We start from the raw sequence: 21772 nt of genomic DNA on the forward strand, positions 1-21772 counted from the left end.
GGGAGAGGGAATGATAAACGTAGGCCGGGTAAGGCGAAGCCGCCACCCGGCAACAACACGTTAATACCCCGCCGTCAAATCATCCACCGACCGCGGATCCGACGCGCCAAACAGCGCCCCGTCCGGCCCCACCATAATGCTCTGGGTGCTGCCCATCGCCTCCTTCACCGCCACCTTCTGCCCGCGCTGCTCCAGCAGCTTGATGGTGTCCGGGCTAAAGCCCTTCTCCACGCGCAGCTCGTCCGGCAGCCACTGGTGATGGAAACGCGGAGCGTTGGTCGCTTCGGCGACGTTCATCCCAAAGTCGATGCTGTTCACCACCATCTGCAGAACGGTAGTGATAATACGGCTCCCGCCAGGGCTTCCGGTCACCAGCCAGGTTTTCCCGTCTTTCACGACAATGGTGGGCGACATGGACGACAGCGGACGTTTCTTCGGCCCCACCGCATTCGCATCGCCGCCGACCAGCCCGTAGACGTTCGGCACGCCCGGCTTGGCAGAGAAGTCATCCATCTCGTTGTTCAGAAGAATGCCGCTATTGCCTGCCACAATCCCGGTGCCGAAAGTGGTGTTGAGCGTGTACGTCACCGCCACCGCGTTACCATCTTTATCCACCACCGAGAAGTGGGTGGTCTGGTTGCTTTCATACGGCGCCAGCTTGCCGGGGCGGATCTCGCTCGACGGTTTAGCCTTGTTGATGTCGATCTGATCGGCAATGGATTTGGCATACGCCTTGTTGGTCAGCGCCTGCCACGGCACCTTCACGAAGTCCGGATCGCCGAGATATTCCGAACGGTCGGCGTAGGCGCGTTTTTCCGCTTCCGCCATCACCTGCATGGCGTCCGCGCTGCCGAAGCCGAACTTGTGCATATCGAAGTTTTCAAGAATGTTGAGGATCTGCACGATGTGGATCCCACCGGAGGACGGAGGCGGCATGGAAAATACCTCGTATCCGCGATAGGTGCCGCTAATCGGCTCGCGCTCCACCGCCTTGTATTCCGCCAGATCCGCTTTGGTGATGAGCCCTCCATTCTTTTGCATCTCTTCGGCAATCTGGTCGGCAATCGCCCCTTTGTAGAAGGCGTCCGGACCGTGCTCCGCAATCAGCTCCAGGCTTTTGGCGAGGTTCTTCTGCACCAGCTTATCGCCCTTCTTCAGCGGCTCGCCGTCTTTCCAGAAGATGGCCTTGCTGTTTTCATGATTGGGAATGACTTCGCTGCCGTAGGTCTTAAGATCGTCCGCCAGCGCATCGTTCACCACAAAGCCGTCCCGCGCCAGTTTAATGGCAGGCTGCACCACCTTGTTCAGCGGCATCGTGCCGTATTTTTCCAGCGCCAGCGAGAAGCCCGCAACGGTGCCCGGCGTGCCGGTGGCGAGGTGCGAAGTCAGGGATTTTTTGCTGTCAGGGTTACCCTGGTCGTCGAGGAACATATCGCGGGATGCCTGAGAAGGCGCCATTTCGCGGAAATCGATGGCGGTGGTTTTGCCATCTTTGGTGCGCAGCATCATAAAGCCGCCGCCGCCCAGGTTCCCCGCCTGCGGATGCGTTACCGCCAGCGCATAGCCGACGGCGACCGCTGCATCCACCGCGTTACCGCCCTGCCTGAGAATATCGACGCCCACTTTTGTTGCCAGGGCATCCACTGACGCCACCATGCCATGGGTTGCCCGCACGGGATGAAAAACATCTTCCTCCACGCCGTAAGAGACCGGAGGTGCCGCTGGCGGGTTGGCCGCCACGCTAAATGTACCGCCTGCCATCAGCGCGGCGATGGCGACCCAGCGCAAAAACGTTGGTTTCATCATTATTGTTCTCCAGGTGAAGGGATCCATATTCCCCGCTTAAGCCTGGTTCACAACTCCTAAAAAATCATCGTCATGGTGAAATCAGGGTAAACTTAAGAGAGACCTCAAAAGGAGGAAATGACAATGAAACGCTTACTGATTCTTACGGCGCTGATCCCGTTTGCCGCGCTCGCACAGCCGCTTAACACCATGAACAACCCGAACCAGCAGGGTTATGTCATTCCGAGCCAGCAGCGTATGCAGACGGAGATGATGAGCCAGCAACAGCAGCAGAAAGGGATGCTTAACCAGCAGCTTAAAACGCAGACCCAGATGCAGCAGCAAAGCCTGCAAAATCAGATGAACGCCAACACCCAGCGCGTTCAGCAGGGTCAGGTGCGCGAGCAGCCGCTGCCGAATAAAAACGGCGGGATGTTAGGGGGAATGACGTCGTCAGGCAGCGGACAGCAGCACATGCTGCCGCCGCAGTCGAATGGCAGTATGCTTAATCCGCAGAACTAAAGTCCGGGCCGATCAGGTCGATTGCATCGGTACAGATACTGTCCACGCCCCAGCGCAGCAGTTCGGCTGCGCGCTGGGGTTTGTTAACCGTGTAGACCAGAATATGCAGGCCCGCGTCCTTCAGCATCTTCACCCGCGCCTCATCCAGCAGCCTGTGGTTGAGATGGATAGAGACACACGCTAAGCGTGTCGTCAGCTCGCGCCAGTCCTCGCGCCACTCGTCCAGCAGCAGCCCGCGCGGCAGCTCCGGCACGGCCGCCTGTGCGGCCTCCAGCGCATCGATTTCAAATGATGACAGCAGCGGTGCGGTCATCCCTTCCCACAGCTCGCGCGCGGCCAGGGCAATAACTTTGCCCGTCAGCGGCCCGGTGCCGGTGGTCGGTTTGATTTCGATATTGGCCATCATGCCGTGCTGGCGACAGCGGTCTGCCACTTCCGCCAGCAGCGGCAGCGGTTCGCCTTTGAACTCGCCACTGTACCAGCTTCCGGCGTCCACCTTCAGCAGATCGCGCCACGGCAGCTCGCCCGCCACGCCCCAGCCGTTGCTGGTGCGTTCGAGGTTATCGTCATGCAGCAGGAAAATTTCGCCATCTTTCGACAGCTTGGCGTCGAACTCGATCATCGTGTGACCGTAGCGCGCGCCAACGTCAATCGCCGCCAGCGTGTTTTCCGGGGCCAGCTTACCGCCGCCCCGGTGGGCGACGACGTGGGGATAAGGCCAGTTGCTCATACTCGTTGTCCTGTTTCACCGTCAAACAGGTGCAGATGGTTTTCCGGCAGGTGCAGCCACAGCGTGCTGCCGGCTTTAGGGCGCTCCTGATGTGCCAGGCGCACCACCATTTTTTGTTCGCCCCAGCGCCCGTGCGCCAGGTTATCTGCACCCAACATCTCCAGCGTGTCCATCACCAGCGGCACGCCGCCTTCCGCCTGAGAGGCTAAACCGATATGTTCCGGGCGGATACCGAGCGTCATCTTACGCCCGGCGTAGCCACGATAGTACCAGTTGATCGGCAACGCCATCCCGCTTTCCAGCTCAAAATGCGTGCCCGCGCTGCTGATACGCCCTTCCAGCAGGTTCATTGCCGGGCTGCCGATAAAGCTCGCCACAAAGCGGGTGGCCGGTTTCTCGTACACTTCCACCGGAGTGCCAATCTGCTCGGCGATGCCTTTGTTCATTACCATCACGCGCTGGGCGAGGGTCATGGCTTCGACCTGATCGTGGGTCACGTACAGGGAGGTTGTTTTCAGACGACGGTGCAGCTGCTGCAGCTCAAGACGCATCTGCACGCGCAGCTTGGCGTCGAGGTTAGACAGCGGCTCGTCGAAGAGGAATACCGCCGGGTCGCGCACGATGGCGCGCCCCATCGCCACGCGCTGGCGCTGGCCGCCGGAGAGCTCCCGCGGGCGGCGCTTCAGCAGGCCGTCGAGTTCCAGAATGCGCGCCGCTTCTTTTACGCGCTCGTCGATATGGCCTTTGCCCATGCCGCGGATTTTCAGCCCCCAGGCCATGTTCTCTTCCACGCTCATGTGCGGATAGAGGGCGTAGTTCTGGAACACCATCGCAATGCCTCTGTCTTTCGGCTCCATCTCGGTGACGCGCTGGCGGTCAATCCAGATATCCCCCGACGTCACGCGCTCCAGCCCCGCCACCATGCGCAGCAGGGTGGATTTGCCGCAGCCGGACGGGCCGACCATCACGATGAATTCCCCGTCCGCCACGTCGAGCGTGAGCGGCTGAATCACCTGGGTTTTGCCGTCCCAGCTTTTGGTTACTGCCTGAAGTTTTAAACCTGCCATCTTATTTCTCGCTATCGACCAGGCCGCGGACAAACGCGCGCTGCATGGCTAAAACAATGACTACGGGTGGGATAAGGGTGAGCAGCATCGCCGCCATCACCTGGTTCCAGAGGGTGGTGCCTTCGCCGGTGGCGATCATGCCTTTGATGCCCGCCACGGCGGTGCCGAGGTTAACGTCCTGAATAATCAGCAGCGGCCACAGGTACTGGTTCCAGCCGTAGATAAAGGTGATCACAAACAGCGCCGCAAGATTGGTTTTCGACAGCGGCAGCACGATGTCGCGGAAGAAGCGCATCGGCGACGCGCCGTCGATACGCGCCGCTTCAATCAGCTCGTCCGGCAGGGTCATAAAGAACTGGCGGAACAGGAAAGTGGCGGTCGCCGAGGCCATCAGCGGCAGGGTTAAGCCCGCGTAGCTGTCGAGCATCTTCAGGTTGGCAATCACCTCCACCGTCGGGAAGATACGCACCTCCACCGGCAGCATCAGGGTGATAAAAATCATCCAGAAGAAGAGGTTACGCAGCGGAAAGCGGAACCAGACGATGGCGAAGGCCGAAAGCATCGACACCGTGATTTTGCCCACCGTAATGCCGAACGCCATGATGAAGCTGTTGAGCATCATCAGCCAGAACGGCGCGCTGTTGGCGCCCACGCCCTGGGTCCAGATGGTTTTCATGTTCTCGAAAAGATGCGTGCCTGGGATCAGCGTCATCGGCGTGTCGAACACCGCTTTGGTGTCCAGCGTGGCGGCGACAAAGGCCACGTACAGCGGAAACAGGATGACGATAATCCCCAGAATCAGCATGGTATGGCTGAAAATCGTCAGCCCGCGACGGTTCTCAATCATTGGTAGCGCACCTTACTTTCGACATAGCGGAACTGCACCACCGTGAGGATGATGACGAGGAACATCAGCACGACGGACTGCGCGGCAGAGGCGGAGAGATCCAGCCCCGCAAAGCCTTCGCGATAGATCTTATAGATAAGCGTCGTTGTCGCCTGCACCGGGCCGCCTGCGGTCGCCGCGTCGATCACCGGGAAGGTATCGAAGAAGGCGTACACGAGGTTAACCACCAGCAGGAAGAAACTCACCGGGGCGATCAGCGGCAGCGACAGCCTGAAGAAACGACGAATGGGCCCTGCGCCGTCAATTGCCGCGGCTTCCACCAGCGAGCGCGGAATGGACTGCAGCGCGGCAAAGAAGAACAGAAAGTTGTAGCTGATCTGCTTCCACACCGAGGCGAACACCACCAGGAACATCGCCTGGCCGCTGTTCTGGGCATGGTTCCAGTCGTAGCCGAACTCTGCCAGGAAGTGGGTAATCAACCCGCGCCCCGGGTTAAACAGGAAGATCCACAGCACGGCGGCGACAGCGGGAGCTACGGCGTAAGGCAGCAGCATCAAGGTTTGATAAATACGGCTGCCGCGCACCACGTAGTCCACCAGCGCGGCGAAAAACAGCGAGGCAACCAGGCCGCTGACGGTGACCAGCGCGCTGAACTTCATCGTCGTCCAGAAGGAATCCAGGTAGTAGCTGTCGTGAAACAGCGCGGTAAAGTTGTCCAGGCCAACAAACTGGCTGGAAAGCCCGAACGGGTCGACGCTTTGTACCGAGTACCACAGCGCTTCGCCCGCAGGCCAGATAAAGAAGATAACGGTGATGACCAGCTGCGGCGCGACCAACAGGTACGGAAGCCAGCGGGAACGGAACACCGGACGGGATGATGACATTGAGATTTGGTTCCTGGCGATTTCGGTTTTCTCCCTCTCCCTGTGGGAGAGGGTTGGGGTGAGGGCATCAGGCCGCATTAATCCGTAAGCCCGGAACGCTGCGCGTCACCGGGCATTTTTTTACGATTTCGTCGACTGCTCAAAGCGGCGCAGCAGCTGATTCCCGCGCTCTACCGCAGAATCCAGCGCCTGCTGTGGCGTTTTCTTCCCGGTCCACACGCTTTCCAGCTCTTCATCCACGATGGTGCGGATCTGCGGCATGTTGCCCAGGCGCAGGCCTTTGGTGAACGGCAACGGCGGCTTGTTCAGCATCTGACGCGTCGCAATGTCCGCCCCTGGGTTCTTGCTGTAGAAGCCCTGCTCGCGGGTCAGGTCGTACGCGGCTTTGGTGATCGGCAGGTAGCCGGTCTTCTGGTGCCATTCGGCGGCGTTTTCAGGCTTGGCCAGGAAGTCGAGGAACTCGGCTACGCCTTTGTAGGTGCCCTTGTCTTTACCCTGCATCACCCACAGGCTGGCCCCGCCGATGATGGCGTTCTGCGGCGCACCCTTCACGTCAGCGTCGTATGGCATCATGCCCACGCCGTAGTTGAATTTGGCGTAGTGGCGGATATCCGCCAGCGATCCGGACGAGGCGGTGGTAATGGCGCAGTCGCCGTTGTAGAACTTCTCGGTGGATTCGTCTTTACGTCCGAAGTAGCTGAAGTCGCCCTTCTTGTTAAGATCGGCAAGCAGCGCGATGTGCTTCACCTGTTCCGGCTTGTTGAACTCCAGCACCGCGTCGGTACCGTCGAAGCCGTTGTTTTTGGTCGCAACCGGCAGGCCGTGCCAGGCGCTGAAGTTTTCAATCTGGATCCAGCCCTGCCAGCCGCTGGCGTAGCCGCACTTCATCCCCGCTGCTTTCAGCTTCGCGGTGTACTCCGCCAGATCCTGCCAGGTTTTTGGCGGCTGCTCCGGGTCTAAACCGGCTTTTTTGAAGGCGTCTTTGTTGTAGTACAGCACCGGCGTGGAGCTGTTAAACGGCTGGGACAGCAGGTGGCCGGTTTTGGAATCGGTGTAGTAACCCGCTACGGTCGGCACGAACTGCGACTCGTCGAAGTTGATGCCCGCTTCTTTGAACACTTCATAGACCGGCTTGATGGCTTTGGAAGCCATCATGGTGGCGGTACCCACTTCATAAACCTGCAACAGCGCAGGCGCGTTGCCGGTACGGAAGGCGGCGATACCCGCGCTCAGGCTCTGCTCGTAATTGCCTTTGTACACCGGCACAATTTTGTAATCCGGATGGGCGTCGTTGAAACGCTGCGCCAGGGAGTCAACTTCTTTACCCAACTCCCCTTCCATGGAATGCCAGAACGGAATGGTCGTCACAGCCATTGCGTTCGTCGCAAAAGCCAGACCCAGTGCCAGACCCAAAGCTGTGTGTCGTAACGATGTCATTGTCATCTCTCTTATTGTGCCGGATGCGCGATATCACGCGTTTTATGCTCGCGAGGTAACATGACATGCTCGAATTACAGAAAAATAACTGTTTGTTTACAGATAAGTGACAGCCAGGCGTCAGGGGGATGATGGTTGTGTGAAGGGGGGGTTGGTTTGGGTGCTGTCTGGTGCCCTCACCCACGGGGCGAGGGAGAAAACATTAAAAAAGGCAACTTGCGTTGCCTTTTTGCTTTTACCTATCCGCCCAGATACGCGCTCCGCACCGCTTCGTTCGCCAGCAGCGCGTCGCCGGTATCCTCCAGCACCACGCGGCCGTTCTCCAGCACGTAGCCACGGTCAGCGAGCTTCAGCGCCTGGTTGGCGTTCTGCTCAACGAGGAAGATGGTCATCCCCTCTTTGCGCAGCTGCTCGATAGTGTCGAATATCTGCTGGATGATGATCGGCGCCAGACCGAGCGACGGCTCGTCCAGCAGCAGCAGGCGCGGCTGGCTCATCAGCGCGCGGCCAATCGCCAGCATCTGCTGCTCACCGCCGGACATGGTGCCCGCACGCTGAATGCGGCGCTCCCACAGGCGCGGGAAGAGTTCGTACACCCACTTGATGCGGGTCTGGTATTCATCGCGGTGGGCGAAGAACCCGCCCATCGCCAGGTTCTCTTCCACCGTCATGCGGGAGAAGACGCGGCGCCCTTCCGGGACAATCGCCACCGCCTCGCGCATGATTCTGGCGGTCTGCCAGTCGGTAATGTCTTTACCATCGAACACAATCCGCCCGCTGGTGGCGCGCGGGTCGCCGCACAGGGTGCCGAGCAGCGTGGTTTTGCCCGCGCCGTTGGCGCCAATCAGGGTGACGATTTCACCCTGATTGATGTGCAGGCTGACGTCGTGCAGCGCCTGGATCTTGCCGTAGTGCGCGTTGACCTTGTCGAACGTTAACATCGCTTTTTCCATCTTATGCCTCACCAAGGTATGCGCGGATCACGTCCGGGTTGTTGCGGATCTCTTCCGGCGTGCCGTTTGCCAGCGGCGTGCCCTGGTTTACCACGTAGATACGGTCCGAAATGCCCATCACCAGCTTCATGTCGTGCTCAATCAGCAGGATGGTGGTGTCGTGACTGTCGCGCAGCTCGGCAATCAGCTCGTCCAGCTCTTTGGTCTCTTTCGGGTTGAGCCCTGCCGCCGGTTCGTCGAGCATCAGGATTTCCGGCTGCGTCACCATGCAGCGCACGATCTCCAGGCGACGCTGGTCGCCGTAGGCCAGGTTGCTCGCCTGACGGTTGGCGTGCTGCAGCAGGCCAATTCGGTCGAGCCAGGTCGCCGCGCGATCGAGCGCTTCATCCTGCGCGCGGCGGAAGGCCGGGGTTTTCAGCAGGCCGGAGAACAGCCCGGTTTTCAGCTGCTGATGCTGTGCCACCAGCAGGTTCTCAATCACCGTCATCTCGCGGAACAGACGCACGTGCTGGAAGGTACGCACCACGCCCATGCGGGCGATCTGCTGGCCCGGAAGCCCTTCCAGGTGCTGATCGCGCAGCATGATGGTGCCGCCCGTCGGCTTGTAGAAGCCGGTCAGACAGTTAAAGACCGTGGTTTTCCCCGCGCCGTTCGGGCCAATAAGGGAGACAATCTCTTTCTTGTGCAGATCCAGATTCACGTTGTTGACCGCCAGCAGGCCGCCAAAACGCATCATCAGGCCGTTAACGGATAATAATGGCTGACTCATGCCTGTTCTCCTTTCGCCTGAGTGCGTTTCAGCTTCAGCTGTGGACGGGTCATCGGCAGTAGACCCTGCGGACGCCAGATCATCATCAGCACCATCAAACCACCCAGCATCAGCATGCTGTATTCGTTAAAGTCGCGCATCAGCTCGCGCGAGACCACCAGCAGGATAGCCGCGAGGATAACGGCGAACTGCGAGCCCATCCCGCCCAGCACCACAATCGCCAGCACAAAGGCGGATTCGGCAAAGGTGAACGATTCCGGGCTAACGAAGCCCTGACGCGCGGCAAACAGCGTTCCGGCGAAACCGGCAAACGCGGCGCTGATGGTGAACGCGGTCAGCTTGATGCGGGTCGGGTTCAGGCCCAGAGAGCGGCAGGCGATCTCATCTTCACGCAGCGCTTCCCACGCGCGGCCCAGCGGCATGCGCAGCAGACGGTTGATCACAAACAGGGTAATCACCACCAGCAGCAGCGCCACCAGATAGAGCCAGATCACGCGGTCGGACGGGTCATACTTCACGCCGAAGAAGTTGCTGAAGGTATCCCAGCCGCCTTCGCGGGCGGTACGGCTAAATTCCAGTCCGAAGAAGGTCGGTTTCGGGATCTGGCTGATGCCGTTCGGGCCGCCGGTCACTTCGGTGTTGTTGAGCAGCAGGATACGGACGATTTCGCCGAAGCCTAAGGTCACAATCGCCAGGTAGTCACCGCGCAGGCGCAGCACCGGGAAGCCGAGCAGGAAGCCTGCGGCAGCTGAAACCAGCCCCGCCAGCGGCAGGCAGGTCCAGAAGCCGAGACCGTAATAGTGGTTCAGCAGCGCGAAAGTGTAAGCTCCGATGGCGTAGAAGCCGCCGTAGCCCAGCACCAGCAGGCCAGAGAGCCCCACCACCACGTTCAGACCGAGACCGAGAATCACGTAGATCATGGTCAGAGTGGCGATATCCACGGTGCCACGAGACACCACAAACGGCCACGCCACGGCGGCCACCAGCAGCGCCACGAGGAACAGCTTCTGCTTAACGGTAGACCCGTCGATTGCCGGCAGGACGAACTTCGGCCCGGAGACGTTTTTCAGCGTCTTCTGGAACAGCGGACGCAGCAGCTGGAACAGAAAGACCACGGCCGTACCGATAAATACCCACTGCCAGCGGATGTCAGCTGCGGTATCGACAACCAGTTTGGTGCCATTCAGCTCAAGCTGGACGCCCATAAAGACGCCCGCCAGCACGAAGAACATAGCGGCAGAGAGCAGCGCCATTGCAAAATGCATCGGTTTCATACTTTCTCTACCTCCGGACGACCCAGAATACCGGTAGGCATCACCAGCAGAACCAGAATCAGCAGGGCAAACGACACCACATCTTTATATTCCGTGCTCAGATACGCCGAGGAGAGCGCTTCCGCCACGCCCAGGATCAGGCCGCCAATCATCGCGCCCGGAATACTGCCGATACCGCCCAGTACCGCCGCGGTGAAGGCTTTCATCCCGGCCATAAAGCCGATGTACGGGTTGATCACGCCGTAGAACTGGCCCAGCAGGACACCCGCCACCGCCGCCATCGCTGCACCAATGACGAAGGTCAGGGCAATCACGCGGTCGGTGTTAATGCCGAGCAGGCTCGCCATCTTCAGGTCTTCTGCGCACGCGCGGCAGGCGCGTCCCATACGCGAGTAGCGGATGAACAGCGTCAGGGCGAGCATCGCAATAAAGGTCACGACCCAGATAACCAGCTGCATGGTGGTGATAGAGGCAGAGAAGTTTTCGCTGGCCCCCACAATCCACTGGCCGTTAAACAGGCTTGGCAGCGCCACGTCGCGCGAGCCTTCGGTCAGGCTGACGTAGTTTTGCAGGAAGATCGACATCCCGATTGCGGAGATCAGCGCAATCAGGCGCTTGGAGCTGCGCACCGGCCGGTAGGCCACGCGCTCGATGCTCCAGCCGTAGGCGCTGGCAATCACAATCGCGCCGACAAACCCGGCGGCGACCAGCAGCCAGCTGCTGTCGATGCCCATCATCATCAGGGCGGCGATAATCATAAAGGAGACGTAGCTACCGATCATGTACACCTCGCCGTGGGCGAAGTTGATCATGCCGATAATGCCGTAAACCATCGTATAGCCGATGGCAATCAGCGCGTAGGTGCTTCCCAGCGTGACGCCGTTAAACATCTGCTGCAGGAAATAGAGAAACTGCTCGGACATATGCAAACCTTTTTATACCCGCCCGTCATGCCGGGCGGTGGGATAATTATTTGGCGGCCGAGGATGAACCGTCGGCGTGCCACTTAAAGACACCAAACTCAAATCCCTTCAGATCGCCTTTCTCATCCCAGTTCAGCGGCCCAATCACGGTGTTCGCCCCGTGCGCTTTTAAATCTTTCACCAGATCCAGCGGTTCTTTACTGCCGGAGCGTTCCAGCGCGGTGGCCAGAGACTGTACGGCCGCGTAGGTGATCCAGACGTACGGACCACTCGGATCTTTCTTCTGCGCCTTGAGCGCATCCACGATAGCCTTGTTGGCCGGATCCTGGTCATAGCGTTTTGGCATCGTCACCAGCATGCCTTCGGCAGAATCCCCCGCGATGTTTGACAGGGATGCATTGCCCACGCCCTCTGGCCCCATAAACTGGGTCTTCAGACCGGTGGCGCGCGCCTGACGCAGCATCTGGCCCATCTCCGGGTAGTAGCCACCGTAGTAAACGAAGTCGATATTCTCTTTTTGCAGGCGAGCAATCAGCGCGGAGAAGTCTTTCTCACCGGCGGTAATGCCGTCGAAGAAGACGATGTTCGCGCCGCCTTTTTTCAGGCCGTCCTGCACGGAGCGCGCCAGGCCTTCGCCGTACTGCTGTTTGTCATGAATAATGGCAATGCGCTGTGGCTTAACGGTCTCGAGGATGTATTTGGCGGCGGTGGGGCCCTGCGAGGAGTCCAGACCGGCGGTACGCATGATGTGCTGGTAGCCGCGCTGGGTCAGCTCCGGGTTAGTTGCGCCCGGGGTGATCATCAGAATGCCTTCGTCTTCGTAAATATCAGAGGCAGGCTGCGTGGAGGATGAGCACAGGTGGCCGATCACATACTGAATACCGTCGTTAACGATTTTGTTGGCGACCGCGACGGCCTGTTTAGGATCGCAGGCGTCGTCATATTCCACGCCTACCAGCTTGTCGCCTTTGATGCCGCCCTTAGCATTGATGTCTTTGATGGCCTGGCGCGCGCCGTTGAACTCCATGTCACCCCACTGGGCAACAGGGCCGGACATCGCGCCCACTACCGCAACCTTAATGTCCTCCGCCATGGCGGCATGCGAGATCGACAGTGCGACCATCCCCGCGATTAACGTCTTCGCGTTCCTTTTCATCTCTGAATCCCCATTCGTGATGTCGTGTTTATATTTTGTTTTATTATGGTTAAAAAGCATTCTGTACTTTTAATGAACAACGCTATTTTTACCAGTGCCTTTAATGGTTTAGCGCAGTTTTTTGTCAAAAACCAGACTAAAATCTCTATTTTTCAGACTATTAAGCAAAGATAATATTCTGAAATCAGGCAGAGATAAACAAATAAAAGTGCAGTTTGCAGCATAAAATAACGGTACAAAGCGCCGAATAAATCACTACCATTCAGGTTAAAATTCTGCTTATTTTTCGATCCATGTGTTTTCAAACTGCCCATCGCGTTGCCAAAAAACTAATCACCTGGTTAATGAGAATAAAAAGAGGAAGCCGCTGAGTGAATAAATTGAGTACACTGCCTCTACTCAATTTGATTTGGACAAGTAGCTAATGAAACTGACTATCGTGCGTCTGGTGACCTTTAGCGACCAGGATCATATCGACCTGGGCAAGATCTGGCCGGAATATTCCCCTTCATCGCTGCGCGTTGATGAGACCCACCGCATTTATGCCGCGCGTTTTAACGAACGCCTGCTGGCAGCGGTTCGCGTCACCCTGAGCGGTACGGAAGGGGCGCTGGACTCGCTGCGCGTACGTGACGTCACCCGTCGTCGCGGCGTGGGCCAGTATTTAATTGAAGAAGTGATCCGCGAAAACCCGAGTGTGACTTCATGGTGGATGGCTGACGTGGGCGTGGAAGACCGCGGCGTGATGGCGGCGTTTATGCAGGCATTAGGGTTTACGGCGCAGGAGAGCGGGTGGGAGAAGCGCCAGGGCTGATTTGTGCTGCCTGATGCCCTCACCCCGGCCCTCTCCCTCTCCCCGTGGGAGAGGGAGAAAACATTAAAAAAGGCAACTTACGTTGCCTTTTTGCTTTTATTTTGCGTCAGTCGCCGTGCCGTTAGCATGCCAGTCAAACACGCCGAACTCGAAGCCCTTCAGGTCGCCCTTCGCGTCCCAGGAGAGTGGCCCCATGACGGTCTGGACCGTGTTCGCTTTCAGCCAGGTGGCAATCTCAGCCGGATCGGCCGACTGGTTCAGGCCCGCCTGCAGAGACTGCAGCGCCGCGTAGGTGGTCCAGACGAACGCGCCGCTTGGATCCTGTTTCTTCGCCTTGATGGCATCTACGATAGGTTTGTTCGCAGGGACCTGATCGTAGTTCTTCGGTTTGGTCACCAGCAGGCCTTCGGCTGATTCACCCGCAATGTTAGACAGGGAAACGTTCGCCACGCCTTCCGGGCCCATAAACTGGGTTTTCAGGCCCGCGGCGCGCGCCTGGCGCAGGATCTGGCCCATTTCCGGGTGGTAGCCACCGTAATAAACGAAATCAATATTCTCTTTCTTCAGACGCGCCACCAGGGTGGAGAAGTCTTTCTCACCGGCGGTGATCCCGTCGAAGAACACCACGTCGGCATTCGCTTTCTTGAGGTTGTCCTGCACTGAACGCGCCAGACCTTCACCGTACTGCTGCTTGTCATGAACGATAGCAATGCGCTTCGGCTTCACTTTTTCAACGATGTATTTCGCCGCGGTTGGGCCCTGGTCAGAGTCCAGGCCGGTGGTGCGCAGGATGAGCTTATAACCCCGCGACGTCAGCTCCGGTGCGGTCGCTGCCGGGGTGATCATCAGAATACCTTCGTCTTCGTAGATGTCAGACGCAGGCTGAGTAGAGGAAGAGCACAGGTGACCGATAACGTATTTGATCCCGTCGTTCACCACTTTGTTCGCGACCGCGACCGCTTGTTTCGGGTCACAGGCATCATCATATTTTACGATCTGCAGTTTTTCGCCTTTGATACCGCCCTTAGCATTAATGTCTGCAACCGCCTGTTCAGCGCCGGTAAACTCCTGGTCGCCGTACTGTGCTACCGGACCGGACATTGCGCCAACCACAGCCACCTTGATGTCTGCCTGTGCCATGGTGCTGAATGCCAACGCGATACATCCTGCCAGTAACGCTTTACCCTTCATGTTCATCCTGAGATTCCCCATTATTATGGTTATTACGATTGTTGTGATGTTGTTGTGCAGCGCTTTATGTCATTTATAGGTGTGCTGTCCGCGCTTTTTCAGCATACTCTGCTAAAACATACCCGATTTTTATGATTTTGGAATAGCTAATTTGAAATGAATATATGATAGGCCCGGCAGGGATTTTCGCCGGGCATATGGCTTTAACGTGTCAGCGACGCGGAGATAATGTCCAGCGCTTTACGGAACTGCGCTTCGGGGATCGTCAGCGGATACAGGAAACGAATGACGTTGCCGTAGACGCCGCAGCTCAGAAGAAGCAGCCCTTCCTGCAACGCGCGCTCCTGCACCTGGCGGGTAAATTCCGGCGAAGGCTGACCCGTTTGCGGGTCGTTAAACTCCACCGCCACCATCGAGCCCTGGGCGCGAATGTCAGCGATATACGGGCAGTGTTCCTTTGCTTTGTTCAGCACTTCCACCAGGTGATGGCCAAGATGCGCCGAGCGCGTGCAGAGATCCTCTTCATCAATCACGTCGAGCACGGCATGCGCCGCGGCAATCGCCAGCGGATTTCCGGCGTAGGTACCGCCCAGCCCGCCAGGCGCGGGCGCATCCATCACTTCAGCACGGCCCGACACCGCAGAGAGCGGCATCCCGCCCGCCAGGCTTTTCGCCATGGTGATCAGATCGGGCTTCACGCAGTGGTGTTCCATCGAGAATAGCTTGCCGGTACGGGCAAAGCCGCTTTGCACCTCGTCGGCAATCAGCAAAATACCGTGGGTGTCGCACAGGGCGCGCAGCGCCTGCATAAAATCAGCTGGCGCAATGTTGAAACCGCCCTCTCCCTGAACCGGTTCGAGAATAATGGCCGCGACCTGGTCAGGTGCGATATCCGCTTTAAAGATACGTTCCAGGCTTTTCAACGCTTCCGCCGTGCTGACGCCGTGCAGTTCATTCGGATACTGCGCGTGATAAACCGAACCGGGGAACGGGCCAAAGCCGAGCTTGTACGGCGCAACTTTGCCGGTCAGCGCCATGGTCATAAAGGTGCGGCCGTGGAACGCGCCGCCAAAGGTGATAAGGCCAGGACGTTTGGTGTACGCCCGGGCAATTTTGACCGCGTTTTCGACCGCCTCAGCCCCCGTGGAGAAGAACGCGGTTTTGGCCGGACCGTCAACGGGCACGCGCTGGTTGATGCGCTCGGCAAGCGCCACATAGCCTTCATACGGCACGATCTGGTACGCCGTATGGGTAAAGGCGTGGAGCTGTTTTTCGATGGCGGAAATGACTTTGGGATGGCGATGGCCGGTATTCAGCACCGCGATCCCGGCGGCGAAGTCGATGTACTCGTTGCCTTCCACGTCCCACACCGTGGCGTTTTCAGCTTTATCGGCATAGAAGTTACACATCACGCCGATACCGCGCGGCGTCGCCTGTAAACGCCGGTCGTTCAGTTCGTTATTTTTCACCCTGTCCCCCTGAGAAAGTCGCCTGCTTAGCGCATCAGTAAGTGTTTGCCAGGGGGAGAGAATTCGCCAGAGCGGGCGCTAAAAAAACAAAACCCCCAGACTTTCATCCAGGGGTTCTCGGTGTACTTCGCGAAAATTACGCTTCGATAGCGGCGCGAAGTTTTTTCATGGCGTTCTTTTCAAGCTGACGGACACGTTCCGCAGAAACGCCGTAGCGGTCGGCCAGCTCCTGCAGCGTGGACTTGTTGTCTTCGTCCAGCCAGCGGGCGCGGATAATATCCTGGCTACGTTCGTCGAGGCCTTCCATCGCATGGGTCAGCTTGTTCGCGGCCTGATCTTCCCAGTTATCTTCTTCGATGCCGTCAGCAAAGTTAGAGGTTTTATCCTGCAGATACAGAACCGGGGCCATCGGCTGGCTGTCAGATGCGTCGTCGTCGGAGGACATATCAAAGGTCATGTCCTGCGCGGCCATACGGGATTCCATCTCACGCACGTCTTTGCTGGTTACGCCCAGCTCGCGCGCCACCATTTCCACTTCATCCTGGTTGAACCAGCCCAGACGCTGCTTGGTTTTACGCAGGTTAAAGAACAGTTTACGCTGCGCTTTTGTCGTGGCGACTTTCACGATACGCCAGTTGCGCAGCACGTATTCGTGAATTTCTGCTTTGATCCAGTGTACGGCGAAGGAGACGAGTCGCACACCCACTTCCGGGTTGAAGCGACGTACAGCCTTCATCAGACCGATGTTACCTTCCTGAATCAAGTCCGCCTGCGGCAGGCCGTAGCCCGCATAATTACGAGCAACGTGAACAACAAAGCGCAGGTGAGACAGGATCAGCGTCTTAGCTGCTTCCAGATCGCCCTGGTAATGCAGCTTTTCAGCAAGCTCCTTTTCTTCCTCGGCCGTTAACATCGGCCAGGTGTTCGCAGCCCGGATATAAGATTCCAGGTTACCAACAGGGGCTAAAGCTAAAGTTTGCATTTCTTTGGTCATTCATTCCTCTCAATGTTTCTTCTGGTCCAGGTTGTCCCCGTCAGGCAACAACCATGCCAAAGCGTTTGAGCAACGAGATTAGCATTCACTCTTTTATCAGACAGTGATTTTATCCACAAGTTCCAGGTGCAACGGTGAATAAATTACGCACAAATTGTGACATGGAGATGATAACAGGGGAAGCGACAACAGGGACGCTTTCCCTGCAGAGCGAACTTATCGGTGCAGGGAAAGATTATATCACGCTTTTATTAGTCGGGAGTAAAGTGACGTAAATGTTGAACGGTTGCCAGCCAGGCTGCCACCCACCCAATCATCGAACAAACCAGCAGCAGCAACAGGCACTCATCGAAGCCTAAGCCACTGATATCAAACTTCGTTCCGAAAACCTGCGCCACTTCAGTGACGGCAGACGAGAGCCGCATCACCAAAATTTCTGACAATATCAGTGAAAGAAATGCACCGGAAAAACCGAGCAGTGCGCCACCGTAAAGGAACGGTCGAAGGATGAAGCCATCCGTCGCACCAATCAGTTTCTGCACGTTGATGGTATCGCGACGGGCAAAGATGCTCAGGCGCACGCTGTTGCCGATGACGAGGAAGACCGCCGCCACCATCAGCACGCCAATCATCGCCGCGACGCGTCCTACCAGCCCGGTCAGGGCTGAGAGACGCGCAAACCAGCTGTCGTCCATGCGCACTTCATCAATGCCCTTAATGCGCGTGATGCGATCGCGCAGGGTGTTAAGCGAATCGGTCCCCTGGAAATCCAGCTTCGGGATCACCACCGCCACGGCGGGCAGCGGGTTCTCTTCAAGCATATCCAGCGCGCCGCCAAAGCCAGACCAGTTACGGAACTCGCCTAGGGCGTCTTCACGCGAGAGATAGTTGACCTTCTCCACGCCCTGCTCGGCCTGGATTTGCCCAACCACCTGCGCGGCGGCGTTATCGTCGAGGGCTTTATCCAGATAGACCGTGATCTGCGGAGACGGATAATACTGTGAGGCCGCCTGGTTGACGTTTTTATAGACCATATAGCAGACGCTTGGCAGCGTCAGGGAGATGGCGATCACCATCACCGTCAGGAACGTCGCCAGCGGTTTGCTTTTCAGGTCCTGCAGCGCGCCGTGGAAAGCGTAGCGCACCTGCTCGTTGAACACGTTGGTTTTACGGGAGGCCGGTTTTGGCGCGGCCTTCTGGCGCTTCGGCGCATTACGATTGCCATCACCACCGCCCTGCGGCTTACGGAAACGGTCAAACCGGTTTCCGAACTGCCGAATCTGGTTTATTGCATCACGCTTATTCACCGTGGCCTCCGTGCAAATGACCGTCGCTCAGGGTCAGCATGCGGTACGAACGACGGGAAATCAGCCCGATGTCGTGCGTCGCCATCAATACCGTGACCCCTACGCGGTTGAATTCCTCAAACAGACGCAAAATCCCTTCTGACAGGGCATCGTCCAGGTTACCGGTCGGTTCATCCGCCAGCAGCACCGCAGGCTTGTTCACCACCGCGCGGGCGATGCCCACGCGCTGCTGTTCACCGCCGGAGAGCTGGATCGGGAAGTTCTTCGCTTTGTCCAGCAGCCCGACCTTATCCAGCGCCGCAGAAACGCGACGGCGGATATCGTCATAGCTGGCACCGGCAATAATCAGCGGAATGGCCACGTTATCGAAAACGGTGCGATCCATCAGCAGGTGGTGATCCTGGAAAATCATGCCGATCTGACGACGCAGGAACGGCACTTCGCGGTTTTTCAGGCGGCTGATCTCATGGCCGCCGAAAAAGATTTTCCCGGCGCTTGGCCGCTCGATCCCACAGATAAGCTTGAGCAGGGTACTTTTCCCCGCGCCGGAATGGCCGGTCAGGAATGCCATCTCACCCGGCTGCAGGTGGAATGTCACCCCCTGCAGCGCTTGTCTCCCACCGAGATAGGCCTTGCTGACGTGTTCAAAGCGAATCATTGTTAGTCCTCTCGGGCAAATAATGCCTCAATAAAGTCGTCCGCCTTAAACGGACGCAAATCCTCAATACGCTCGCCCACACCGATGTAACGGATAGGAATGCCGAACTGGTCGGCCACGGAGAAGATCACCCCGCCTTTCGCGGTGCCGTCCAGCTTGGTCAGCGCGATCCCCGTCAGTCCTACCGCTTCAGTGAACAGCTTCGCCTGACTGATGGCATTCTGTCCGGTGCTGGCATCAATGGTCAGCATAATTTCATGCGGTGCGTCTTCGTCCAGCTTCTTCATGACGCGAACGATTTTCTTCAACTCTTCCATCAGGTGCGATTTGTTCTGCAAACGCCCTGCGGTATCGGCAATCAGCACGTCCACGTTGCGCGCCTTCGCCGCCTGGATGGCATCGAAGATCACGGACGCGGAGTCAGCGCCGGTATGCTGGGCAATCACCGGAATGTTGTTGCGCTGGCCCCAGACCTGCAGCTGCTCAACCGCTGCCGCGCGGAAGGTATCGCCCGCCGCCAGCATCACCGATTTGCCCTGCTGCTCGAACTGACGCGCCAGCTTGCCGATGGTGGTGGTTTTACCCACGCCGTTCACGCCGACCATCAGAATAACAAATGGCGTTTTGCCTTCAATATTAAGCGGTTCGTCAACTTTTGCGAGAATTTCGCCCATCTCGTCTTTCAGCAGACCGTACAGCGCTTCGGCGTCGCGCAGCTGTTTGCGGCTCGCCCCTTCGGTCAGGTTGGCGATGATCTTACGGGTGGTTTCCACGCCGACGTCCGCAATCAGCAACTGTTCTTCCAGCTCTTCAAAGAGATCGTCGTCGATCTTCTTGCCGCGGAACAGACTGATAAATCCGGAACCTAAGTTTTCTTTGGTTTTGAGCAGGCTGCGCTTCAGGCGCGCAAAGAAACCTTCTTTGGTCGGTTTTTCCTGCTCCTGGACGATCTCGTCTTCGGCCTGCTCTTCCACCGGCACGACGATGACCGCTTCTTCCGCGGCTTCTGCCGCCAGCGCCTGGGCTTCCAGCTCTTCGTCGGTCAGCTCTGGCTCGAGTGCCGCTTCTTCTTCCACCGCCTCAACAATTTCAACGGTTTCCGCTTCCGCCTGCCACTCTTCTGCAGAGACCTCTTCCGCTTTCACCTCTTCCGGTAGCGGCAGCTCTTCGTGCTCGATAACGGCCTGTGGCGCTTCGGTAATGTCCTCAACGATAATCGGTTCTGGCTTCTCGCTCTCCTGAACCTGTTCCGTGACCTCAACCACCTCTTGTGCAAAGGTTTCAATCTCTTCTTTGCTGTGCGCCGTTTCTTCCGCGTCGACAACCGCGGCGGTTTCTACAGGCGTTTCAGGCTGTGACTGCTCTTCAACGGCTTGTTGCTCTTCGGTTTTCTGTTCTGTTTCTTGCTCTTTTTCACCGAAGCCCAGCCAGGAAAAGAAGCCACGTTTTTTTTGTTTTGCCATCTGCGACTACACTCCTCGCGGCGCTATATACATGGAAGCTAAAAAAATGATGAAATAGTCTAACACTTTACTTAATTGACATCACCGCCCGCAATCGCAGGCCAATTGTTAACAGAGCTTTCCTGAGATGAAGAAACCCAACCGCGCCCCGGCCGGTCAAATTCGTATTATCGGCGGTCAGTGGCGAGGCCGGAAATTACCGGTGCCGGACAGCCCCGGTTTACGCCCTACCACCGACCGCGTGCGCGAGACGCTGTTTAACTGGCTGGCCCCGTCAATGGTAGACGCCCACTGCCTGGACTGCTTCGCCGGAAGCGGCGCGCTCGGACTGGAAGCGCTGTCGCGCTATGCCGCCAGCGCCACGCTGCTGGAGATGGAGCGCGGCGTTGCGCAGACGCTGCAGCAAAATCTGGCGACGCTGAAGGCGAGCAACGCCAAAGTCGTGAACACCAACACGCTGAGTTTTCTTGCGCAGAAAGGCACGCCGCATAACGTGGTGTTTGTCGACCCGCCGTTCCGCAAGGGGCTGCTGGAAGAGACGTTATCCCTGCTGGAGCAAAACGGCTGGCTGGCGGATGACGCGCTAATTTACGTTGAAAGCGAAGTGGAAAACGGTTTACCACCTGTTCCCGCCCACTGGGATCTGCACCGCGAAAAGGTCGCTGGTCAGGTGGCCTATCGTCTTTATCACCGTCAGGCACAAGGAGGCTCCGATGCCGGTACTGATTAACCTGGGACGTTTGCTGATGCTGGGCGTCTGGGCGTTCCTGATTCTGAATCTGGTGCACCCGTTCCCGCGCCCGATGAATATTTTCGTTAACGTCGCGCTGATTTTCACGTCGTTTATGCACGCCCTGCAGATGGTGATGCTGAAAAACGGTCTGCCGAAAGACGGCCCGCAGATGACGGGCTGGCAGCAGCTTCGCGTATTTATTTTCGGCGTGTTTGAGCTGCTGGTGTGGATGAAGAAATTTAAGGCGCAGGTGAAGAAGTAAGGTGCGGCCTGATGGCCTCAGTCTAACCCTCTCCCACAGGGAGAGGGGACCGTGCGTGCATTATTCCGTCCTGAACCCTTCAAACCGCGTCCCTTTGTAGCTCAGAGTTCCTTTCTCCCCCACCGTCAGCTGATGGTACTGCTGCGCCTCCAGGCGGAAGGTCATCTCCAGGCCGCCCGTTTCCGGCCTAAAGCTCGCCTCATAGCGCATTGCTGTGCCCGCAGGCGTCACCTGCTGCTGGCGCGAGCGGCGATCGTTGAGCGGTTTCTCGCGTTTGTTGGTCACCACCACGCGCTTTTGCATCAGCGGTGCGGCATCGTTATCCGCCTTCTCGCGGCGCTGCTGCACGAAACGGAACGAGGCGGCAATGACGATAATCGCCACCACGATAATGAAAAAAAGCGGCATCTTGCTCATTCGACAATCCCATCAGATTTTGCGGAATTCAGGATACCTTGCCTCCCCCGCCATTGCCAAACGCCCGCCCGCGTCACTACACTGGATCAGAAACTGATTATTCAGACTTAACAGATA

The 21772-nt window shown here is 57.8% G+C and carries 22 protein-coding genes; 4 read left to right on the forward strand and 18 right to left on the reverse strand.

Annotated features, from left to right (window positions below):
* Positions 1-60: 60 nt before the first annotated feature.
* The gene (gene ggt, locus NUX24_RS16170) at positions 61-1806 is read right to left on the reverse strand and encodes a gamma-glutamyltransferase (RefSeq protein WP_185807274.1); all 1746 of its coding nucleotides are present in this window, start codon (positions 1804-1806) and stop codon (positions 61-63) included.
* Positions 1807-1929: 123 nt separating this feature from the next.
* Here ggt and NUX24_RS16175 point away from each other — a divergent pair, with 123 nt between their 5' ends.
* Positions 1930-2307 (forward strand): DUF2756 family protein, encoded by a 378-nt coding sequence (locus tag NUX24_RS16175; protein ID WP_032650582.1) that lies wholly within the window; start codon positions 1930-1932, stop codon positions 2305-2307.
* Here the strand turns inward: NUX24_RS16175 and ugpQ are convergent.
* From ugpQ to livK, 10 genes are all read right to left on the reverse strand, one after another.
* On the reverse strand, positions 2291-3037 hold the full coding sequence (gene ugpQ, locus NUX24_RS16180; protein ID WP_045888354.1) for a glycerophosphodiester phosphodiesterase: 747 nt from the start codon (positions 3035-3037) through the stop codon (positions 2291-2293). The two genes, NUX24_RS16175 and ugpQ, sit on opposite strands and share 17 nt — an antisense overlap.
* Positions 3034-4104 (reverse strand): sn-glycerol-3-phosphate import ATP-binding protein UgpC, encoded by a 1071-nt coding sequence (locus NUX24_RS16185; RefSeq protein ID WP_126331154.1) that lies wholly within the window; start codon positions 4102-4104, stop codon positions 3034-3036. Before NUX24_RS16185 ends, ugpQ begins: the two co-directional genes overlap by 4 nt.
* A 1-nt stretch (position 4105) precedes the next feature.
* The gene (ugpE, locus tag NUX24_RS16190; RefSeq protein ID WP_013099125.1) at positions 4106-4951 is read right to left on the reverse strand and encodes a sn-glycerol-3-phosphate ABC transporter permease UgpE; all 846 of its coding nucleotides are present in this window, start codon (positions 4949-4951) and stop codon (positions 4106-4108) included.
* Complete coding sequence (ugpA, locus tag NUX24_RS16195) at positions 4948-5835, reverse strand: sn-glycerol-3-phosphate ABC transporter permease UgpA (RefSeq protein WP_033144396.1); 888 nt, start codon at positions 5833-5835, stop codon at positions 4948-4950. Before ugpA ends, ugpE begins: the two co-directional genes overlap by 4 nt.
* A gap of 120 nt (positions 5836-5955) precedes the next feature.
* Positions 5956-7272, reverse strand: coding sequence for a sn-glycerol-3-phosphate ABC transporter substrate-binding protein UgpB (gene ugpB / locus NUX24_RS16200; RefSeq protein ID WP_059445326.1), 1317 nt, complete (start codon positions 7270-7272; stop codon positions 5956-5958).
* Between the two features lie 239 nt (positions 7273-7511).
* Entirely contained in the window at positions 7512-8225 is a 714-nt protein-coding gene (gene livF, locus NUX24_RS16205; protein ID WP_008500102.1) for a high-affinity branched-chain amino acid ABC transporter ATP-binding protein LivF, read from the reverse strand.
* Position 8226: 1 nt separating this feature from the next.
* Entirely contained in the window at positions 8227-8994 is a 768-nt protein-coding gene (livG, locus tag NUX24_RS16210; protein WP_023310024.1) for a high-affinity branched-chain amino acid ABC transporter ATP-binding protein LivG, read from the reverse strand.
* A complete protein-coding gene (locus tag NUX24_RS16215; RefSeq protein ID WP_257832808.1) occupies positions 8991-10268 on the reverse strand; it encodes a high-affinity branched-chain amino acid ABC transporter permease LivM in 1278 nt (425 codons plus the stop codon). Before NUX24_RS16215 ends, livG begins: the two co-directional genes overlap by 4 nt.
* Entirely contained in the window at positions 10265-11191 is a 927-nt protein-coding gene (livH, locus tag NUX24_RS16220; protein WP_013099131.1) for a high-affinity branched-chain amino acid ABC transporter permease LivH, read from the reverse strand. The genes NUX24_RS16215 and livH overlap by 4 nt, the downstream gene beginning before the upstream one ends.
* Before the next feature lie 46 nt (positions 11192-11237).
* Positions 11238-12347 carry a high-affinity branched-chain amino acid ABC transporter substrate-binding protein LivK gene (livK, locus tag NUX24_RS16225; RefSeq protein WP_047653117.1) on the reverse strand — a complete coding sequence of 370 codons (1110 nt, stop codon included), beginning with the start codon at positions 12345-12347 and terminating at the stop codon, positions 11238-11240.
* Positions 12348-12771: 424 nt separating this feature from the next.
* On the opposite strand from livK, the gene panM reads away from it, so the two are divergent.
* On the forward strand, positions 12772-13161 hold the full coding sequence (gene panM / locus NUX24_RS16230) for an aspartate 1-decarboxylase autocleavage activator PanM (RefSeq protein ID WP_023310021.1): 390 nt from the start codon (positions 12772-12774) through the stop codon (positions 13159-13161).
* A gap of 96 nt (positions 13162-13257) precedes the next feature.
* Here the strand turns inward: panM and livJ are convergent, their stop codons facing one another.
* The 6 genes from livJ to ftsY form a co-directional block, all read right to left on the reverse strand.
* Complete coding sequence (livJ, locus tag NUX24_RS16235; RefSeq protein ID WP_148103336.1) at positions 13258-14358, reverse strand: branched chain amino acid ABC transporter substrate-binding protein LivJ; 1101 nt, start codon at positions 14356-14358, stop codon at positions 13258-13260.
* 197 nt (positions 14359-14555) lie between these two features.
* Complete coding sequence (locus tag NUX24_RS16240; RefSeq protein WP_029741816.1) at positions 14556-15821, reverse strand: 4-aminobutyrate--2-oxoglutarate transaminase; 1266 nt, start codon at positions 15819-15821, stop codon at positions 14556-14558.
* A 136-nt stretch (positions 15822-15957) separates the two neighbouring features.
* Positions 15958-16815 (reverse strand): RNA polymerase sigma factor RpoH, encoded by an 858-nt coding sequence (rpoH, locus tag NUX24_RS16245; RefSeq protein ID WP_024906692.1) that lies wholly within the window; start codon positions 16813-16815, stop codon positions 15958-15960.
* Positions 16816-17066: 251 nt separating this feature from the next.
* Positions 17067-18122 (reverse strand): permease-like cell division protein FtsX, encoded by a 1056-nt coding sequence (gene ftsX / locus NUX24_RS16250; protein WP_045909157.1) that lies wholly within the window; start codon positions 18120-18122, stop codon positions 17067-17069.
* Positions 18115-18780: a cell division ATP-binding protein FtsE gene (gene ftsE, locus NUX24_RS16255; protein WP_025758973.1), complete on the reverse strand. Its 666-nt coding sequence runs from the start codon at positions 18778-18780 to the stop codon at positions 18115-18117. Before ftsE ends, ftsX begins: the two co-directional genes overlap by 8 nt.
* 2 nt (positions 18781-18782) lie before the next feature.
* A complete protein-coding gene (ftsY, locus tag NUX24_RS16260; RefSeq protein WP_257832818.1) occupies positions 18783-20243 on the reverse strand; it encodes a signal recognition particle-docking protein FtsY in 1461 nt (486 codons plus the stop codon).
* A 127-nt stretch (positions 20244-20370) separates the two neighbouring features.
* On the opposite strand from ftsY, the gene rsmD reads away from it, so the two are divergent.
* Both rsmD and NUX24_RS16270 read left to right on the forward strand, forming a co-directional pair.
* Positions 20371-20973 (forward strand): 16S rRNA (guanine(966)-N(2))-methyltransferase, encoded by a 603-nt coding sequence (gene rsmD / locus NUX24_RS16265; RefSeq protein ID WP_023310014.1) that lies wholly within the window; start codon positions 20371-20373, stop codon positions 20971-20973.
* Entirely contained in the window at positions 20957-21238 is a 282-nt protein-coding gene (locus NUX24_RS16270; protein ID WP_010436509.1) for a DUF1145 family protein, read from the forward strand. Before rsmD ends, NUX24_RS16270 begins: the two co-directional genes overlap by 17 nt.
* A gap of 60 nt (positions 21239-21298) precedes the next feature.
* On the opposite strand, the gene NUX24_RS16275 is transcribed toward NUX24_RS16270, so the two are convergent.
* Positions 21299-21655, reverse strand: a complete 357-nt coding sequence (locus NUX24_RS16275) for a DUF2500 domain-containing protein (protein ID WP_047650910.1) — start codon at positions 21653-21655, stop codon at positions 21299-21301.
* Between the last annotated feature and the right edge of the window lie 117 nt (positions 21656-21772).

The organism is Enterobacter sp. HG048, from assembly GCF_024702055.1.
GTDB lineage: Bacteria > Pseudomonadota > Gammaproteobacteria > Enterobacterales > Enterobacteriaceae > Enterobacter > Enterobacter dykesii.

What these genes read in the sequence shown, in the direction of transcription:
- rsmD (WP_023310014.1), top strand. Translation starts at nt 20,371, where the DNA reads ATGAAGAAACCCAACCGCGCCCCGGCCGGTCAAATTCGTATTATCGGC.
- ugpE (WP_013099125.1), bottom strand. Translation starts at nt 4,951, where the DNA reads ATGATTGAGAACCGTCGCGGGCTGACGATTTTCAGCCATACCATGCTG.
- ggt (WP_185807274.1), bottom strand. Translation starts at nt 1,806, where the DNA reads ATGATGAAACCAACGTTTTTGCGCTGGGTCGCCATCGCCGCGCTGATG.
- livH (WP_013099131.1), bottom strand. Translation starts at nt 11,191, where the DNA reads ATGTCCGAGCAGTTTCTCTATTTCCTGCAGCAGATGTTTAACGGCGTC.
- NUX24_RS16215 (WP_257832808.1), bottom strand. Translation starts at nt 10,268, where the DNA reads ATGAAACCGATGCATTTTGCAATGGCGCTGCTCTCTGCCGCTATGTTC.
- NUX24_RS16275 (WP_047650910.1), bottom strand. Translation starts at nt 21,655, where the DNA reads ATGAGCAAGATGCCGCTTTTTTTCATTATCGTGGTGGCGATTATCGTC.
- ugpQ (WP_045888354.1), bottom strand. Translation starts at nt 3,037, where the DNA reads ATGAGCAACTGGCCTTATCCCCACGTCGTCGCCCACCGGGGCGGCGGT.
- livG (WP_023310024.1), bottom strand. Translation starts at nt 8,994, where the DNA reads ATGAGTCAGCCATTATTATCCGTTAACGGCCTGATGATGCGTTTTGGC.
- livJ (WP_148103336.1), bottom strand. Translation starts at nt 14,358, where the DNA reads ATGAACATGAAGGGTAAAGCGTTACTGGCAGGATGTATCGCGTTGGCA.
- NUX24_RS16185 (WP_126331154.1), bottom strand. Translation starts at nt 4,104, where the DNA reads ATGGCAGGTTTAAAACTTCAGGCAGTAACCAAAAGCTGGGACGGCAAA.
- ftsY (WP_257832818.1), bottom strand. Translation starts at nt 20,243, where the DNA reads ATGGCAAAACAAAAAAAACGTGGCTTCTTTTCCTGGCTGGGCTTCGGT.
- livF (WP_008500102.1), bottom strand. Translation starts at nt 8,225, where the DNA reads ATGGAAAAAGCGATGTTAACGTTCGACAAGGTCAACGCGCACTACGGC.
- panM (WP_023310021.1), top strand. Translation starts at nt 12,772, where the DNA reads ATGAAACTGACTATCGTGCGTCTGGTGACCTTTAGCGACCAGGATCAT.
- NUX24_RS16270 (WP_010436509.1), top strand. Translation starts at nt 20,957, where the DNA reads ATGCCGGTACTGATTAACCTGGGACGTTTGCTGATGCTGGGCGTCTGG.
- NUX24_RS16175 (WP_032650582.1), top strand. Translation starts at nt 1,930, where the DNA reads ATGAAACGCTTACTGATTCTTACGGCGCTGATCCCGTTTGCCGCGCTC.
- ugpB (WP_059445326.1), bottom strand. Translation starts at nt 7,272, where the DNA reads ATGACATCGTTACGACACACAGCTTTGGGTCTGGCACTGGGTCTGGCT.
- ugpA (WP_033144396.1), bottom strand. Translation starts at nt 5,835, where the DNA reads ATGTCATCATCCCGTCCGGTGTTCCGTTCCCGCTGGCTTCCGTACCTG.
- ftsE (WP_025758973.1), bottom strand. Translation starts at nt 18,780, where the DNA reads ATGATTCGCTTTGAACACGTCAGCAAGGCCTATCTCGGTGGGAGACAA.
- rpoH (WP_024906692.1), bottom strand. Translation starts at nt 16,815, where the DNA reads ATGACCAAAGAAATGCAAACTTTAGCTTTAGCCCCTGTTGGTAACCTG.
- livK (WP_047653117.1), bottom strand. Translation starts at nt 12,347, where the DNA reads ATGAAAAGGAACGCGAAGACGTTAATCGCGGGGATGGTCGCACTGTCG.